19 protein-coding genes and 1 pseudogene are annotated in these 17016 nt (G+C 59.3%); 9 read left to right on the top strand and 11 right to left on the bottom strand.

The window, feature by feature from the left end:
• Positions 1 to 182 precede the first annotated feature (182 nt).
• From EV283_RS16280 to EV283_RS16260, 5 genes are all read left to right on the top strand, one after another.
• Complete coding sequence (locus EV283_RS16280) at positions 183 to 455, top strand: DUF3253 domain-containing protein (protein WP_347400225.1); 273 nt, start codon at positions 183 to 185, stop codon at positions 453 to 455.
• Positions 456 to 837: 382 nt separating this feature from the next.
• Positions 838 to 1353: a ferritin-like domain-containing protein gene (locus tag EV283_RS16275; protein ID WP_130327130.1), complete on the top strand. Its 516-nt coding sequence runs from the start codon at positions 838 to 840 to the stop codon at positions 1351 to 1353.
• A gap of 66 nt (positions 1354 to 1419) precedes the next feature.
• Positions 1420 to 1686, top strand: a complete 267-nt coding sequence (locus tag EV283_RS16270) for a hypothetical protein (protein WP_130327128.1) — start codon at positions 1420 to 1422, stop codon at positions 1684 to 1686.
• Positions 1687 to 2181: 495 nt separating this feature from the next.
• Complete coding sequence (locus EV283_RS16265) at positions 2182 to 2808, top strand: methyltransferase domain-containing protein (RefSeq protein WP_242616021.1); 627 nt, start codon at positions 2182 to 2184, stop codon at positions 2806 to 2808.
• Positions 2809 to 2991: 183 nt separating this feature from the next.
• Positions 2992 to 4536: a L,D-transpeptidase family protein gene (locus EV283_RS16260; protein ID WP_242616020.1), complete on the top strand. Its 1545-nt coding sequence runs from the start codon at positions 2992 to 2994 to the stop codon at positions 4534 to 4536.
• Positions 4537 to 4838: 302 nt separating this feature from the next.
• Here EV283_RS16260 and EV283_RS16255 read toward each other — a convergent pair whose 3' ends face one another.
• Positions 4839 to 5738 carry a LysR family transcriptional regulator gene (locus tag EV283_RS16255; protein ID WP_242616019.1) on the bottom strand — a complete coding sequence of 300 codons (900 nt, stop codon included), beginning with the start codon at positions 5736 to 5738 and terminating at the stop codon, positions 4839 to 4841.
• Between the two features lie 90 nt (positions 5739 to 5828).
• On the opposite strand from EV283_RS16255, the gene EV283_RS16250 reads away from it, so the two are divergent.
• Positions 5829 to 6563, top strand: a complete 735-nt coding sequence (locus EV283_RS16250) for an SDR family oxidoreductase (protein WP_130327122.1) — start codon at positions 5829 to 5831, stop codon at positions 6561 to 6563.
• 585 nt (positions 6564 to 7148) lie between these two features.
• Here EV283_RS16250 and lysA read toward each other — a convergent pair.
• The 4 genes from lysA to EV283_RS16230 are packed head-to-tail and all read right to left on the bottom strand — an operon-like array spanning position 7149 to position 9452.
• Complete coding sequence (gene lysA / locus EV283_RS16245; RefSeq protein WP_130327120.1) at positions 7149 to 8381, bottom strand: diaminopimelate decarboxylase; 1233 nt, start codon at positions 8379 to 8381, stop codon at positions 7149 to 7151.
• Between the two features lie 20 nt (positions 8382 to 8401).
• Positions 8402 to 8665 (bottom strand): hypothetical protein, encoded by a 264-nt coding sequence (locus EV283_RS16240; protein ID WP_130327118.1) that lies wholly within the window; start codon positions 8663 to 8665, stop codon positions 8402 to 8404.
• An 11-nt stretch (positions 8666 to 8676) separates the two neighbouring features.
• Entirely contained in the window at positions 8677 to 9174 is a 498-nt protein-coding gene (locus EV283_RS16235) for a methyltransferase domain-containing protein (RefSeq protein ID WP_130327116.1), read from the bottom strand.
• A gap of 14 nt (positions 9175 to 9188) precedes the next feature.
• Positions 9189 to 9452 carry a hypothetical protein gene (locus EV283_RS16230; protein ID WP_130327114.1) on the bottom strand — a complete coding sequence of 88 codons (264 nt, stop codon included), beginning with the start codon at positions 9450 to 9452 and terminating at the stop codon, positions 9189 to 9191.
• Positions 9453 to 10024: 572 nt separating this feature from the next.
• Here EV283_RS16230 and EV283_RS16225 point away from each other — a divergent pair.
• The 3 genes from EV283_RS16225 (at position 10025) to EV283_RS16215 (ending at position 12486) form a co-directional block, all read left to right on the top strand.
• Positions 10025 to 10762, top strand: coding sequence for a Crp/Fnr family transcriptional regulator (locus tag EV283_RS16225; RefSeq protein ID WP_130327112.1), 738 nt, complete (start codon positions 10025 to 10027; stop codon positions 10760 to 10762).
• An 875-nt stretch (positions 10763 to 11637) separates the two neighbouring features.
• Positions 11638 to 11775: a hypothetical protein gene (locus tag EV283_RS19235; RefSeq protein WP_165391809.1), complete on the top strand. Its 138-nt coding sequence runs from the start codon at positions 11638 to 11640 to the stop codon at positions 11773 to 11775.
• Between the two features lie 78 nt (positions 11776 to 11853).
• A complete protein-coding gene (locus EV283_RS16215; protein WP_130327108.1) occupies positions 11854 to 12486 on the top strand; it encodes a tyrosine-type recombinase/integrase in 633 nt (210 codons plus the stop codon).
• A gap of 1132 nt (positions 12487 to 13618) precedes the next feature.
• On the opposite strand, the gene EV283_RS16210 is transcribed toward EV283_RS16215, so the two are convergent.
• The 6 genes and pseudogenes from EV283_RS16210 to EV283_RS16190 all read right to left on the bottom strand — a co-directional run bounded on the left by EV283_RS16210 (position 13619) and on the right by EV283_RS16190 (position 16808).
• Positions 13619 to 14308: an acyl carrier protein gene (locus tag EV283_RS16210; protein WP_130327106.1), complete on the bottom strand. Its 690-nt coding sequence runs from the start codon at positions 14306 to 14308 to the stop codon at positions 13619 to 13621.
• Positions 14309 to 14487: 179 nt separating this feature from the next.
• A complete protein-coding gene (locus EV283_RS16205; RefSeq protein WP_130327104.1) occupies positions 14488 to 14703 on the bottom strand; it encodes a hypothetical protein in 216 nt (71 codons plus the stop codon).
• 627 nt (positions 14704 to 15330) lie between these two features.
• Positions 15331 to 15408: pseudogene (locus EV283_RS19230) on the bottom strand.
• Positions 15409 to 15496: 88 nt separating this feature from the next.
• On the bottom strand, positions 15497 to 15700 hold the full coding sequence (locus EV283_RS16200; protein WP_130327102.1) for a hypothetical protein: 204 nt from the start codon (positions 15698 to 15700) through the stop codon (positions 15497 to 15499).
• Between the two features lie 213 nt (positions 15701 to 15913).
• A complete protein-coding gene (locus EV283_RS16195; RefSeq protein WP_130327100.1) occupies positions 15914 to 16342 on the bottom strand; it encodes a hypothetical protein in 429 nt (142 codons plus the stop codon).
• 232 nt (positions 16343 to 16574) lie between these two features.
• Complete coding sequence (locus EV283_RS16190; RefSeq protein ID WP_130327098.1) at positions 16575 to 16808, bottom strand: hypothetical protein; 234 nt, start codon at positions 16806 to 16808, stop codon at positions 16575 to 16577.
• Between the last annotated feature and the right edge of the window lie 208 nt (positions 16809 to 17016).

Below are 17016 nucleotides of genomic sequence, written 5' to 3'. Positions count from 1 at the left end.
CAGGATAGGGGAGACGAGAATCGGGTCCGGTTCACCTTTTGCTCTCTCTTCACTAAAGCTTTGCATGCTACGCTTGCATTCTACGGCTGTCTGGCAACTTGGTTATGGCCGATTCGGGCAAGTCGGCCCGATGGGCGAGGCGACCGTTGAGTACCCGTGGCACATAGCTGGTCGCATGCGACGTGTTTGATACCGAAGGGTCAAAAGTGGTAACCCAAAATGCCAGGAAGGAGACGCTCGCCTTATTGGACCGCCGTCAGCAGACTAGCACGATCTGTCCAAGCGAGGTGGCAAGGGCGCTAACTGCTAGCGACCCCGCGAAAGATTGGCGCACTGCAATGCCAGCCGTCCATGCAGCCATTGACCAGTTGATGGCTGAAGGGGCGGTACAACTCAGCTGGAAAGGCAAAGCGCTGAAGACACGTACCGGAGCCTACCGGATCCGAAAATCGTGACGGCAGTCTAAATAAAATTCGTTGTTAATCATATTTTTAGTAAAGCTACGCAGCCTCCGCTGTTGTTGCTTTAGCCATTGTATCCACACATTCGGCTAGTCATAAAAATCAATCAGCCTCTGCATAGTGACGTCGGTTCCGCAGCCTCGCGATCAGCAATTTAAAGGTGGTAATGAGTTGACCCACCTAGAGCCAGTGCCCTCATATATAGAATGTTCAAGCCGATCGGTAACCGGATTCATGCTAGGGATAAGGCAGCCGATGCCGGTTTATCTTCTTTACCGATCGCGCCAGACCAAGCGAAACTTACTCGGAAGTCGGCGCGTTTGGACTGTACCGGAGCACCTTGCTTCGCGGCTATCTGCTCAGCGAGGACACTATCATGGGCCTGTTTTCCAAAGACATCGTGACATTCGACGACCTTTTCCTGCATCAGTTGCAGGACGTTTATTATGCAGAGAACCAGATCACTAAGGCGCTGCCAAAGATGGTAGACAAGGCGACCGCACCAGCGCTGAAGCAGAGTTTCGAAACGCATTTGCTTGAGACTGAAGAACAGATCGTGCGTCTTGAGCGCATCTTTGAGCTGCTCGGCGAAAAGGCGAAGGCAGTGACTTGCCCGGCGATCGACGGCATTATCAAGGAGGCCAATGAAGTCGCTGGCGAGATCGAGGATAAAGCGGTTCTCGATGCCGCGTTGATCGCGTCGGCACAGGCAGTCGAGCACTACGAGATCACACGATACGGAACGCTGATTGCCTGGGCCAACCAGCTCGGGCGCACGGATATTGCAGCGATTCTCAAGGTGACGCTCGATGAGGAATACGCAACCGACGATAAGCTCACGACGATGGCAACGTCGAGCGTGAATGCAAAGGCCGAAGCGGTCACCGCATAAATTTTGCAGTGTCGGGGGGCCTTGGCCCCCCGACCGTCCCTCAATCTGCATAAATGGACACGCCCGATGGCCGATGAAATCGCGTTTACGCTTCCCGAAGCTCTTCGTGCCCAAAAGCACTTGCGCGATGCGTTAGGGTTAGGAGAGGAACGTTTTCCAGTACCTGCTTTCATCAACATGGTAAGCGACGAGATCGAGCAACTCCGGAATGCTGGTAGGACCGATTGCGAGATCGTTGCGCTCGTCACAGAATCGAGCGGTCATGTCCTCGCCGAAGCCGATATTGCCCGCTACTATACCCCAGTCGAAGATCGGCACTCCAACGAGCATTAAACTCGACTAGGCGTGACAGAGTATGTGTTCCCGCTCCCCGACAAAGAGTTGGCGTATCGTTTCGTGCGCGACCGGTACTCGCTACATATAACGAAAATAGACCGATCCCTATTTAACATAACATTTATTATCGATCTGCGGTTGCGGTCTGGCGGAGATGATGCGACGCCCCAAACTTCAACGGATGGTGCTGAATTGGTATCGATAATCCCCATCTATGACTATCTGTTAGGTCTCAAATCGCGAGTGATCGCAAAAAATGCTAGGTATGGCCGACGGCGTTGGCGAGGCACTGTACAGTCGGGTCGGATAGAATCTGTGGATCGTTGGGAACCAATTGGGCAACATCAGCATGTGCGAACGTAGTGTATGGTGACAAACTGAAATGCTGCTAATCGCCTCCGGAGCCGTTGCATGGCTGCGCGCCCCATTTACGTCGGCCTATCGTCGCATCTACTCTCATGTCGACTGGTTCGCGCATTCGGAAATGGTACATTGACCAAGGATATCCTCTCCGAACTCCCCGCCGGTGCCTTTGCCAAACAAGATGCGGACGATGATCTGGCCTTTTACAGGCCGCCCCGGCTCGTCACGCATATTGATGAGGAAGCGGTCGCAGCATTGACCCGATGTTATCGCGCACGGCTGCCGTCCGACGGACGCGTTCTCGATCTGATGTCGAGCTGGATAAGCCACCTGCCGTCCGACCGGCAATATTCCATAGTCGTCGGCCACGGAATGAACGCCGCCGAACTCGCCGCCAATCCGCGGCTAGACCGCACGTTCGTCCAAGATCTCAATCGCGATCCCATCCTGCCGCTTGAAGATCAATCATTCGACGCAGCCCTGTGCTGCGTCGGTATCCAGTATCTTCAACAGCCGGTGGCTGTGTTCGGCGAGATACGCCGCATTCTGACGCCCGGCTCGCCGTTCATCGTCAGCTTCTCGAACCGCTCCTTTCCAACCAAAGCGGTCGCCATCTGGCAAGCGCTCGATGCAAGCGGTCATACCGCACTCGTTCGCCTCTATCTTGATCGCGCCGGGTTCGCAGATATCACGGCAGACGTGTTGGCCGATGGCAGTAGAAGTGACCCCTTGATCGCGGTCATCGGGATCGCCTGAACGCGACGCTCACAGGTCTTCGACCTGCCGTTCGGCGGGACCGCCCAGAACTCTTGGGGGCCGGATGATTAGCGAGGACGACCGGTTTTGGACCAGCGATAGCACGGCGAACGGCGCACCTCTGCTGCAACCGTCCATCGTGCTGGTCCAAATTGCCAACTGGCTCGTTAGTCTGGCATGCCCTTGAAAACATTGTACCGATCCACGATCCCGTTGCTGATCCTGCTGACCCATGGAGCGGCGCACGCTCAGGTCGTTCCGATCGACGCCATAGCTCGTCCGGACCCCATAGCGATCGACAAGGCCGATGTGACGGACCCCAAGCTTCGGACGTTGTACGCCAAGTCGAAATGGCGGGCTTTATGGTCAAAGCAGAGCATCGCGGCATTCCAATCCGCGCTCGCCGACCGCGGCCGGCACGGTCTCGATCATCTGCCCTTCGCCGCTGCGAGCGCAACGGATACAAGCCCCGCCGTCGCCGACGTAGCACTATCGCGCGCCGCCCTCTCGTATGCCGAAGCGCTGGCTGGAGGACGCATCGATCCTGCCTCGTTGCACGAAGTCTATACCCTACCTCGTCCGAAAACCGACGTTACAGACGGCCTCGGCGTCGCGCTCGCGACCGATAAACTCACCGAGTGGCTGGCGTCGCTGGCGCCGCAGGACGCAGAATATCGGGCTTTCTCCGACGCCTATCTCCGCTTCAGCCAGGCCGCGGCCGCGGCTGGGCCGACCGAGCCGATTACCGGTGGCCTCATCCGCGTCGGCGATCACGACCCGCGCGTCTTGGCCATTGCCGATCAGCTGACGCAAAGCGGGTATCTGGCGCCCGCCGGTTTAGCGACCGATCTGTCGCAGCTCGCCCCCTCCCCGACGTCGGCGCTCTACACGCAAGCACTGGCGGACGCGTTGAAGCGATTGCAAACCGATTACGGGATTGCTGCAGACGGCGTCGTCGGCCCCGAAACGCTGAAGGTGCTCAACCTAGGCGCCGGCGACCGCGCCCGGGCGCTGGCCGTTGCGCTGGAGCGCCGGCGCTGGCTCGAACGCACGCCACCGGCCACGCGGATCGATGTCAACACCGCGGCGTCACAGTTGCGCTATTACCGCGACGGCACGGTGGCGGACGAGCGAAAGGTCGTGGTTGGAGAACCCGGGCACGAGACCCCGGCGCTCGCATCGCCAATCTTCAGACTGGTCGCCAACCCGACCTGGACCGTGCCGAAATCGATCCAGAACGGTGAAATGGCGAACGTCGACGACGCATATCTGCAGGCGCATAACATGGTGCTGCGTGACGGCTGGATCGTCCAGCAGCCGGGGCCCGACAATGCGCTCGGCCTCGTCAAGTTCGACATGGCCAACAACCAGGCGATCTACCTGCACGACACCTCGGCACCGGCCCTGTTCGAGCGCAGCCAGCGCCATCTCAGCCATGGCTGCGTCCGCGTCGAGGACGCGCTCGGCTTCGCGCAGATTCTCGCCGAGGACGGGGGCGTCATGGACGCCTGGCAGGCCGCGCAGGCGACGGGCGAGATGACCTTCGTGCCCTTGCCGCATCGTATTCCGGTCCGGCTGCTCTACCACAATGTCTATGTCGATGCCGAAGGGGCGATAGCCTTCCGCACCGACCCGTACGGATGGAACGATCCGATCGCCGAGCAACTCAATTTTGCCAAGTCGTCCTCGCGTCGCGCGGAGGCTCAGGCGATCGACATCGGTCCTTAGTCACAAATCCTCCTGTTTGCCGCGACCAAACATATCGATCGACCGGTCACGCTGACCACTGGCTATCGTCTGTCCCCGGATTGCAGTCCAAGCCTCGGCGGGACCGCTCGGAAATGGGGGCCTAGCAAGACCCAATTGAGGTCATTCACGCCCCTCCCCCGCATCTCAATTCCAACGCTTCGTACATTTGCGCTTTTACAAGGGTCACATCCAGCTTCCAAAAGCTTGCCGCACAGTCGTGTTAACTTGTGCCGATCAACCGCAACGTCAGAGATCGCGCCGAACTGTATGGGCACCTCTTCTTAGAGATCGGCCGTTGCGAAAATGCCTACAGCCCAGTCAAGAAAAACCCGGACACGCGGTGAGAGCTGTTTGTTCTGCGGATAGAGCGCCACGAGCGGCGTCGGCGACGGTGGATAGTCGGCCAGCACCTCTGTCAGCGTGCCAGCAGCAAAATCGTCGACGAAGCGATAACGCGGGGCTTGGATGAGCCCCATGCCCAGCCGGGCCAGCTCCCCCATCGCATCTGCACCGCCGACCGTTACGCGGCTGGGCAAGGTGACGTAGTCGAGCCGGCCCTCGACCATAAACTCTAAGGGGATGATCTCGCCGGTTCGCGATGACAGATAGCCGATCATTCGATGACCCTGGAGATCGGCGGGCGTCGCTGGCACGCCGTGGCGTGCGAGATACGCCGGACTCGCGCACGTCATCTCGTTCAGCGTGGCAACACGACGCATGATCAAACCACTTTCAGTTGGCTCTCCCGCACGGATGACGCAATCCACGCCTTCGCGCACGAGATCAACGAGACGATCCCCTTCGCCAATATGAAGATCGATCCGCGGGTAACGGTCGAGGAACGCGGGAATGTACGGGATGAGAAAGCGCCGCGCGATCATTGCATGGACGTCGATCCGAAGCAGCCCACGCGGCTCGGCATCCTGAAACGCTCCCTCCGCCTCTTCGATATCGGCCAGGATTGCGATGCACCGACGATAATAGGCGTCGCCATCGAGCGTGGGGGTCACGATCCGTGTCGTTCGCTCCAGCAGGCGCACGCCCAACTGCGCTTCCAGCTGCTTGATGCCCTCGGTAGCCGTCGAGCGCGACATATCGAGATCGGTTGCTGCCGCAGTGAAACTACGACGTTCAACGATACGTACTAGCAGCCGCATGGCTTCCAAGCGATCCATGCGCATTGTTCGCCATATCCGAATGCACTTCGCAAGGGCTGACCGATTATTCCGACCGCACGACAGCGTACATGCAGTCTCAGAAGGAGACGGATCATGACGGGACGTAAGATTGCACTGGTTACCGGAGGATCGAAGGGCATCGGCGCTGCCATCGCCAAGCGCCTTGCCGCCGACGGTATGGCCGTGATCGTAAACTACGCGAGCGGTCGCGAGGATGCTGAAGACGTTGTGGCCGAAATCACCGCATCCGGCGGCGAAGCGATCGCGGTACAGGCCGATGTCAGCACGCCGGACGGTATACCATCGCTGTTCGACGCTGCGGAACGGACTTTCGGCGGCCTCGATGTCCTCGTCAACAATGCAGGTGTTGCCATCTTCGCGCCGATTGCCGATGTCAGTGACGCCGATTTCGATCATCAGCTTGCGGTCAATATCGCTGGTGTCTTTCGCGGAATGCGAGAAGGCGCACGTCGCTTGCACGATGGAGGTCGCATCATCAGTTTCTCGACCAGCGTCGTCGGCGCGCTACTCCCCCGGTACGGCGTCTACACCGCGACAAAGGCTGCGGTCGAGGCAATGACGAGTATCCTCGCCAAGGAACTGGGCACGCGTGGCATTACCGTGAACGCAGTCGCGCCTGGGCCGACGGCGACGGCATTGTTTATGAACGGCAAGTCGGAAGCCTTGGTACAATCGATGATCGACGCCAATCCGCTGAAGCGGCTTGGCCAGCCCGACGACATCGCATCGGTCGTGGCGTTTCTTGCCAGCCCCGATGGTGGCTGGATCAATGGTCAGACGATCCGCGCCAATGGTGGTTTCGTCTGACCAGGTTTCAGGCACGTCCGCAGCTACAGGCGCTTGTTTCGTGGCCGACAGCGGGCGCTCGTTTTGACGGTAAACGGCTTCCAAGCCGAGCCTGGTACGGGTTCTGAACGCGTTGTTCCTGTTCGCCGATCGCCAAGCCGGCAACACGGGCAAGTTGCCCCCGGGCTATCCGGGCGAACGTGAGCTTGGTTGGCGTGCGTCGCGGCGTTCGGTCCTCGATGAACTGCGATCCTACGTTTCGCTAGCCGCCTGATCGCAAGTCGTCTTGATGATCGGGATCTGGTTCGAATAAGCGCGGTGGATAGTCGCTTCCCAGAACCCGATTGTCAGGCACTACCTCCGGACGCAAGCGCATCTAGGTTCGCGAGCGAGCCCGCCAGCGGCACGGTTGCAACAACCAGTTGCGGACATTCGCAAGGCTCTTTCGCTTCTCAGCTTCGGACATTCGTTGACGTTGTCGGGCATTAGACAAAACGTGTTCGAGCTGCCTTGTCACCAACGGTGGCCCATTGCATGATGATCGGCGCACGGCGGCGACCGCGGAACTGGTCGAAATCGTTCACGCGTACCTCACCGGCCGCCTCCCTACGCCGCGAACTCCTCGGGTAGATAGCGATCGGCGACGATCTCGAACCGGTCGCCGTCGACCAGAACCTGCGGGCTGAGCGCGCGGCAATTGTAGGTCGAAGCCATCGCCGCGCCATAAGCGCCGGTGGCGTGCAGGACGGCGAGGTCACCGCGGCGGACCCGGTCGATGTCGCGCGCGACCGCGAACACGTCGCCGCTTTCGCAGACCGGACCGGCAATATTTGCGACCATCCGCTCGCCGTCCGGCGCGACCGCCTCGAAGCGATGAAAGGCATCGTACAGAGCCGGCCGCGCTAGGTCGTTCATCGCGGCATCGACGATCACGAACGGATGGTCCGCACCCGGTTTCACCCAGATCACTCGCGTCATCAGCACGCCGGCGAGCCCCGCGACCACCCGCCCCGGCTCGAACGTGAGTTCGACATCCCAGTCGCGTGTGACCCTGCCGACCATCGCCGCATAGGCGTCGAGCGTCGGAACCACGTCGTCGGCGTGGTAGGGTATGCCGAGACCGCCGCCGAGGTCGACGCGGCTGATGACATGGCCGCGCGCGCGCAAGTCCGCCACGAGGCAGCCGATCCGATCATAGGCCTCCTCCAGCGGTGCGAGATCGTGCAACTGACTGCCAATGTGCAACGCGACCCCGACTAGGTCGAGACCCTCGAGCTGCGACAGCCGGTCGTACATCGCGGGGACGTCGGCGATCGCAACCCCGAACTTGTTACCGCGCCGTCCGGTCGAAATCTTGGCATGCGTGCGGCCATCGACGTCGGGATTGACGCGGAGCACCGCGGTCGCCCGCCTGCCCCGCGCGCGCGCCAGCGCAGCGAGCACCTGGCCCTCCTCTTCCAGCTCGAGGTTGAACTGGCCAATACCGCCAGCGAGCGCGTCGGCGAGTTCGCGGTCGGTCTTGCCGACGCCCGAGAAGACGATGTCCGACGCCGCGATCCCCGCGTCGAGCGCGCGCCGCATCTCGCCGCCCGAGACGATGTCGGCGCCGAAGCCGCACCCGGCCAGCAAGTGCAGCACCGCGCCGTTCGGGTTCGCCTTGACGGCAAACGCAACACGTACGCTTGGGAGGATCGCCAGCGCCGACCTGAAACGGTGCGCGGCATCGCGCAGCGCGGCGGCGGAGTAGACGTGGACGGGCGTCCCCACCGCCTCGGCGATGACGGGCAGCGGCACACCTTCGGCGCACAGGACGCCGTCCTGCGGACTGAAATAAGTCATGAATGTTCGGTGTCCGGTAATCAGGAATAGGGCGGATCGACGCGCCGGCGGGAGCGACGGAGGCGCACGGCGTGGATCGCTTCGGCGGTATGCCCGTGACCATGACGTTCGGCCCGCAGCACAACCACCACGCGCTTGCCGTTGATCATCAGCGTCAGGCCCAGCAGCGCGATCGGAAACACGAGCATCGCCAGCGCGGACCCATTCATCGCCGCGGCCACGCCATAGGCCGCGACGGCCAGCATCACGCCTATGCCGCGCCAGACGATATCGCGCCGGGTCATGCAGCGATCCCCTAGACATGGCATGCGGCATCATCGGCGATGATGATCCGCCCAGCGTTCCGGAGCGCACGCACTGCCTCCGGTCGACGGTATCTTGCGAGGTCGTGGCAGATTACGATATCAGCCGACAGGTCCTGCTCGTCGCGCAAGGCGGCGACGATGTCCGCCACCTCGAAGTCCACGCCGAGCGCCGGGTCGGCAGCACGCCTCGCTGCCGATCGCGCGCGACCGATCAATAGCGACGATCGATCTATGCCGTGTCCCTCGACGGCAGTGAATCCCAGCTGCCTTGCATGTCCTAGCGCATGCAGCAGCAGCGTTCCGGCACCGCAGTCGGCATCGACGATGCGGACTGCATGCCGTCCACTGGATTGTAGTGCCAACAAGGCTGCCTCGATACGGGGCCAGCGCTGATCATGGGCCGCTTCCGAGCCGGGTTGCGCAGTACAGGTCCGCTTGACCGCGCCGACGACGGTACGCGACCAGATAGGTAGGTTGTGGACGTTCATCGCCATTCTTCCCGTCACGCCGCGCGGAGCAAGGCGCGCTCGTCACGACCGACGGGCGCAAAGGACACAAGCGGCGTTAGCGGCAGTTCGGCGATCTCGATGCTGGCGTGGTAAATGTCCCGCTCGGCCTGTGCATAGCCCATCGCGGCACCGTACGAGATGAAGCGGCCTTCGAGGGTGCGCCGGCTGTCCTGGACCAGCCAATGGCCTGCGCGATCCTGGCCGACATAGATGACGAGCCCAGTAGGATCGGGCTCCGATATGGGTTCGGACGACATTTCGTCTGAGTGCCTTTCGTATCACGAGCGTCCTGCCCGCCTCCGGTATGTACGGGTCACGGCATAGCGCTTCGAGATCGATCCAAGCCGATCTCATAGTGCGCGCATAGCATTGCGCTCGGTTCACCGCCTTCTCGACACTTAAAGGCCTCGTTTCTCGCGATACTTGCGTTCACCACTCAGAACGTTCGACCGGAGAAATACAACGACCCAAACCTGCGCACTGACGCCCCCTTCCCCGTTACCCCACCTTGAGACATTCGTTCATCCCCGCGCTGAGTGAGCTTGGCGAACGATCGTCTGACATGGATGTCGTGAAGGAGAGGAATACAGACCGTCCGATTTTCGGACCATCGGTAGCCATTGCAGACCCTTGCGAGAGCGAAGCGAGTCCATTGGGTATGCCGTTAAAAAAAACGGCAATTTGTGCCATACGTAGATCGCCAAGGCGGCTATAAAATACCGCTAAGCCACTCGCTATAAAGGATATTGTTCGTTAAGCGCAGCCCTGTTGAGATTTAACGGCGTACTGGTTCCTCCTGGAGTCGTGCGTGCGTCGGACAGGGGAATTCGTGACGTTATCAGTTTTTGTCGAGCATTTGGGGGTGTTGTCCCCCTTAGAAGAGCACGACCGGGAGGGCATTCTTTCACTTCCGGTGTCGGAGAAAAGGATACCAGCCGGCGGCTATATCGCTCGCGAGGGAACTGCTTCAAGTACCTTTTCGGTACTGATTGACGGCTTGGCATATTGCCAAAAGTTGGCTTGCTTCAATGCCAGGCAGATTGTTTCACTGGCCATACCCGGAGACGCTCTGGACCTACCCAACCTGTTTCTGGCTGCTGCCGATCACGACATTCGAGCTTTAACGGATTGCGAAACAGCCGTAGTCCACAGCGAACTACTTCGCGAACTGGCGCAACGACGCCCGGCAGTTGCTCGAGCATTCATGGTGAAAGCGCTGGTCGAATCGTCGGTTAGTCGAGAATGGTCATTGAACATCGGTCGGCGAGATGCCCGCACACGTATTGCTCATTTGCTTTGTGAGCACATGGTGCGGACAAGGGCGCGTGGCCTCACCACTGGAGACATTATGTATTTCCCGTTGACCCAGGAACAGTTGGGCGACGCAACAGGTCTGACCGCAGTCCACGTCAACAGGATGCTTAGATCACTCGAGGCTGATAACCTCATTGAAAAGAGGAAGGGCAGCCAAATTCGAATACCATGCGTCGACACGTTACGAATGGCAGGCGATTTTTCGGCCCGTTACCTTCATTTGCGGGCGAGCACCGAAGCTCAAAATCAGTAGGGTTTCTATGGGGCCTCTGCGCTTCCGGGCTGTTGAACACCGCGGTTTTCTGGGGCTACTTATAAGCTGCGACGGAGGCATATCCTCCGAGGCAATGGCTACTTTCACCCAGAAGCAGACGTCTGCGGTCCCTTCCCAGCTTCCCAACTTGGCCGCTCGTTCATCTCCGCGTCACGACCGCTTTTGGCGCCGGACCCTGCGAACTCGAACGGCGCGCCTGGGCGAAAGTTTCGGAAGCAGGCTGTCCAAGTCCGAGTTTTGTGCCCGATGAGCTGCGGACGGCTTTTTCAGGAGGCTCAGGCACGGGATGAGTGACGACGCTGCGTCGAACTGTAGGTGCCAATCCGGATTCCTCATTCCACAGAACTAGGATTGTAGCGATCGGTGCGGCGGTTAGGATTAGCAGGAAAAGGCCCATCAGCCATTCGTTGGTCTCTAGCGGCTGCGAGAAGCTACCGTTGGGCTGCATCAACGAGCTAGGTCGTATCGGGCGCCTGCCGGCTTTCCTGGGGTGAAACGGGCGGTCCGCGGTCGCTCGGTGGGCAGACGGCCTGATCTGCGACCGATCATAGGCGGCGCGTGCTTCCTTCTTTCCCAAAACTGAATACGCCTCGTTGATCTCTTTCGCACGAGCAGAAACATCCGCACCATGATTGGCATCGGGGTGATATTGACGGAGCAGCGCTTTCCACGCGGCGTGGATAGTGTCGCGACTTGCCGTCGAGGGCACCCCTAAAACAGAATAATAGTCGGGTGAGAGAGCCATCTATCCGTTATCTGCGGCTAAAACGCGAAAAAGGAAAGTCAGCCTGGAGCGTGATCTAAACCTGACCTTCTCGGTGATCCAAAGGGTGGCTTTAGGCGTCAACAGTCAGATGGATATCATTCCCATCCGCCACTTCGTGCTTTCGACGACACTACGCCGCCCCTGGGCGTTGACCCACTTCCGGCCGGACAGACACTGCAAGGCGCCGCCCGAAACCGACAGCTCGTTCGGCATCATCGACGACTGATCAACCACATTTCCAAACCGCCGGTTTACTGCGCCTGCGTACACTCGACTGACCGATCTGGGCCAATGGAGATGATCGATGGGCCACTCGTCAATGGACCCCGCCTTTCACGAACTTCGGCCTTGGAACGAAGGCCGGCTGATCGGTGCGAAGCGGGCGCTGAAACAGCAACAGGTCTGGGCCATTCGCTTCTGGCTCGACCAGCATAGGCGACTGCGCGACCGAGCGCTGTTCGACTTCGCCATCGACAGCAAGCTGCGCGGCTGTGACGCGGTCAGGGTGCGGATCGGCGATGTGGTTTCCGGCGGGCGCGTCCGTGACCGCGCCGTCGTAGTTCAGCAGAAAACCAAACGACCGGTTCAGTTCGAGATAATGGACACGGCGCGAAAGACGATGCGGGCGTGGTTGGAGCGACGTGGCGGGACACTGAACGACTTCGTCTTCCCAAGCCGCAACGACTACATGGACCACATGAGCACGCGGCAATATGCCCGCCTTGTGCGCGAGTGGGTGGTCGGCATCGGCCTTCCGGCGCAGGATTATGGGACGCACTCGCTACGGCGCACCAAAGCATCGATCATCTACAAGGCGACTGGGAACCTCCGCGCCGTTCAGATCCTTCTCGGCCATGCCAAAATCGACAGCACGGTGCGCTACTTGGGCGTTGACGTGGAGGACGCTTTGGAATTGGCCGAACGCACCGAGGTCTGAGTGACCCAGAACCGGACGTTCACGCCCCTTCCCTCGCTTCCCAACTTCGGACGCTGGTTCATCTTTGCGAGTCACCGATCTTTTAGCCCGGCTCTCCGCTCGCGAAATCGTGATGGGGCAAGGAAAGCGGACTGTCTGCTTTAGGAAGCAGACAGTCTGTTCCAGCGACGACCTACGACGATCAGCACGGCGGGTGTGACGTAGAACCACGCCGCAATCACCGCCCATATCACAATGCCCTCCGTCGTGGTGTCCGGACCAAACGTCGGCCACATCGGCAGTTCGAGAAGGAGGGCACTCAACAAGATAATCGGAATGGCGGTCGCCAACCAGACGCCAGCAACGAGCCGAAATAGCCATAGTTTGGTTTGCGAGGGCCCATCAGTCACTTCTGAAGAATGTCCGCTATCGGGATTAGGGTCTACCCCTCTCAACGGCCGAGCTTGGGCGATGTCGCCCGGCAGCTACTCGAAGTCTGAAGCGCGATGCGGGCGCTTGCGGCCGATCAAAGCAGCATTTCGATGCGGTAACCTGATTTCGAACCGGCTATGCTCCGACTTCGCATCGCGATTACCAAGCCGAGCCGCGTGGCCGAGCCAGTGCCGATAGCCCGAAAGGTCGCGCCGATTGAACGCATTCATAGCGAGGTGCTGCGCGCCTAGAGCACTGCCAGCGCGATAAGCTCGATATGCGAGACCACTTTGACTGAAAGGATCGGCAATTCGCCCGATTCTAGCAAAAGTGCTGCTAAGCTCCGTCATAGCTATACTGTCGCGTCGAAGAGCAAGATGCCATAGGATCGGCATCCAGTAACCGTTTTTACGACTGTCACGGATCGCCCAGTACCGCGCCCATAGTCGATTATGCTTGCCCATACCGTAGACAATGACGTGCTGAACGGACGGCTGCAATCGGGAACGCCTCAGCGACCGTTGAACGTCCGGGTGTGGGCGAAAGCGGTATGGCCGGAATGGGAAGGAAAGCGGACGGGCGGCTTGCGGAACTGCACTCCGAGAAACCAGCCATCGAATGCGCCCGCCAAATGCATCAGATTTTTGCATCGACGGATACCTAGCTTTCCTGCCGTTCTCTGGCTGATGCAAAATCCGTGAGTTTTGCATCACGCCGACAGCTACGCTGCGGCCTTACGCGGTTGGAGTATCAGGGTGCCTTCGTGAATTTCGCCACCAGTCGTGACGGCATGGTCTGCGCAAACGGTTTGTAGGGCCTTCCAAGCCTCCGCCGGACGTAATCTTGCCCCATGGGCGGCGAGGGTGCCTATGCTGCGTGCGGTAACAAGTTCGACGAGATCACCAAAGGTGCCGAGTGCTGGGGGCAGGCGGACCGGCGAAACCCGGTACAGGACTATCGAAACGAGCACTGCAACACCCGCCGCCCACCAGGGCGCACCCATCCATAGAAGCGCGAGCGGCGCGACGACTGCTCCAAGAAGGCTGCCCCCGCCCCATACCGACAGATACGGGGCAGGCGGCCTTAAACCGTCAGCACGCTGAATAGCGCGATAAAGGGCCCTCACCGATATGGACCGTAGCGTTTCAATCGGGCTGGAGGGGCGCAGTTCAAGATGGGGCGCTATTGTCAGCACTACCCGACGCAGGCGGTAAAAACACATCGCGGAAGCACAGCGATCACCCCGATCTTGTTCATTGGGCAATCTGGCGACGACAAGCCTAAAGAGGTCACCTACCGTCTTGCAGTGCTTCAGCTGATCGTCGGCCAGCTGAATATCGAACGCGCGCTCGATATCTTCCACCAACTCAACGTCGTCTAAATCGCCCGCTAAACCCAATGAAGTCCGCATTACAACGTCTCCTCAAGGCCGTCGTAGCGGCTGCTTTCCTACCCGCCAACGTCGATGCAAAATCTTTAATTTTTGCATCATTTCATTGCCGAGTTTGGCGCCGTCGTGATGAACAGATGTCCGCTTTAAAGACCGCGAGCTGCCCACCGGAACGTCTGCCTCTGGGCGATCGCCGCCTTTCAAAGGCGTGCCCACAATGCCCGTGTTGAACGTGCCACGACGAGCAACGCTGCCAGCGCAACGAGGATACAAACCGCGAGCATAAACTGGGCGGTCAGATGGCCCGGTCCGTCGCTTACTCCCACGGCCAAGACCGAGTAGAAGGTGCCGACGCCTGCGACGATCATGGAGATTGCCCCCGCGACAAGCGCAATCACTGGATTCTTGCTGATCATCTCTTTCCTTCGAGCGTCCGCTTTCAGGCATGCTAGAACCATGATCGAATGGCGACAATTGGGCGTTAGCGGAATGGCCGGTATGGGAAGGAAAGCGGACGGGCGGCTTTCGGCTCAGGATCGTCGAAAACACCCCCCTTATTCGGTCGGGATGCGTTAGGTTTGCATCGCTGGGATACCAAGGTTCACACTGTTTGGTAGCGGATGATGCAAAAGCGGAGCTTGGAAATGAACCCAATAGAAAAGCAGGCCGAGATAATGACGGAACTGGCTCAGCTGATGCTCGATCAGGTCGAGGGTCCCTACGAATCTATCACGTGTGAATACGAATATGTAGAACGTTACAGCACCGTCAGCAGCTCGCTTTCAGTCATACAACAGGGACGCAGAAATATCCAGATACTGCGGCTGGATATGCGACCGACAATGCCGAGCTTTGCACGAAGCTTTGGGGGCTGATGAAATGTCATACGGGAGGGGAATGGACTTCTTTTACTCTTTCGTTAGACGCGGGTGGCAAAGCAAAAACTAAGTTTTACTACTACTGATCGGCGACGCCTAAATCTGCATGCTCATGCGACGTATCGGGACAAGCAAGCAGCTGAACTGACCGGAACTGAGCGAAGTTTCCAACGGCAGGGGATCGAACCCGCACCCGTCGCCGGGATCGCTGTAGCGATACGTCTACCAATTCCGTCACGCCGGCACGCACAATGTTCGGGCAAATCCCGTCGTTACGCAATGTCCGGTTTCGGGTGGCGGAGCTCGCTGGTGGAATGGCAACGTTTGGGCGTTAGCTGTCGAACCACGCCAAACGTTCGACATCGACGGAACTGCTGCCCATGTGGCGTATGAACGCATCGCGAAGCCCATCAATGTGCTTTTGCCATTTTGGGAGGTCTTCGCTCGGATCGACGCCATCGGCTTCGAATAGCCACCTGACGAACTGATCGGCCGTCACCATTCCTTTATCAGGCAAGAAATCGGTGACGTGCATCGGACGATCATCGACGACTGATCCGCACCAACCGCGTTCTACGCAAACCTCCGTCATCAAGGCATGAAAGGGCTCTCGATCCGTCATCGAGCGATGCTGAACGAATGGCCGCATTCGAGCAAGCGTCTCACGGTTCGGAATGGCGACAAATGGGCGTAATCAACATAACGGACTTGCGCTGCGACGACCATGAGCAACGCGGCCGCGACATGGTCAGCGGCGCGCTTCAAACCAGTCGGTCGCATCCTCCCCATAAAGCGACAGGATCGCCAACGCTTCCAGCGCGAGTTGGAAAGCGGAGGTTGCAATGATCGCAGTGTCGTGCTCCGCCAGCGGTTGGATCAGCCCTGATCCACGCAGAAACGCATTACTTGTCATGACACCGAGGATCCAGCGCAAAGCCAGCGCATCGCGAGCAAAGCGCGACGCCGAAAGGACTACCAGTAACATTAGGAACAGGGCTAGCCCTAAGCCGACTGCCCGGATCGCTTGGATCCGCTTGACCAAAGTCGTCATTGCCTCAGGTGTGATCGGAAAGGCGAAGCTCATTGTGTGGGTGGCGTAGTAAGTCAGTGCCGCTGAAAACATAAGACTGATCGCGAACAAGGCCGCGAACAACCGGATCGAGAGGGATGTCGCCAAGTTGCCTACTCCGGACGCGTGGCCCAATGCCACGTTGGAGCGCGGTCTAGCCCCCAAGGCCTTCCCAGCCTTTAACAGCCGCGTCGGACTCGCCTAACCGTGCAGCCATCGGATACTATCTTGGCAGAGACGCGGGCGCGCTCGAGATCGTTGCCGGCGGATTGGATTGAGGGGGGAGAGGGTAGCGGCCCGACTGCTTCCAGCCAGCGCAGTTGAAGTTTGAGCAACGGCTCTACAACAGGTCATTCTTCATTTTGCGCGGCCAGGCAGGATCATAATCCGCCGGCCTCAAGCGGCGAATTGCAAGCCACAGCCCGATGAGGAGTAGGTCGACGGCTAGCATTAGCGGTGAGCGTCCAACCCACCATTCAAGGTTCGCAATGATGAAAACAGCCAGCGTCAGTATTTTAGCTACTGCCCAAGCAGGCACATATTCTATCTCGTCAATTTTGGGTTTTGCCGACACAGAACTATCCTGCAACCTATCCAACGACACGCTACAAGCCGTTACCCGAAATTGAATGAACGACCGGTTATCGGCAGGTCGTGAACAGCGCAAATTTCCGTCATTGGGCGAAGGCACCCTACCCCCAGCTTCCGGCCAGACCCAGAACCAGACGTCCACGCCCCTTCCCTCGCTTCCCATCTTCGGACGCTGGTTCATCTTCGCGAAC

The sequence above is a fragment of the Sphingomonas sp. BK036 genome, assembly GCF_004216825.1.
Taxonomy (GTDB): domain Bacteria; phylum Pseudomonadota; class Alphaproteobacteria; order Sphingomonadales; family Sphingomonadaceae; genus Sphingomonas.
The sequence above is the reverse complement of the archived record's forward strand: the minus strand, read 5'-3'. Positions and strand labels throughout refer to the sequence as shown.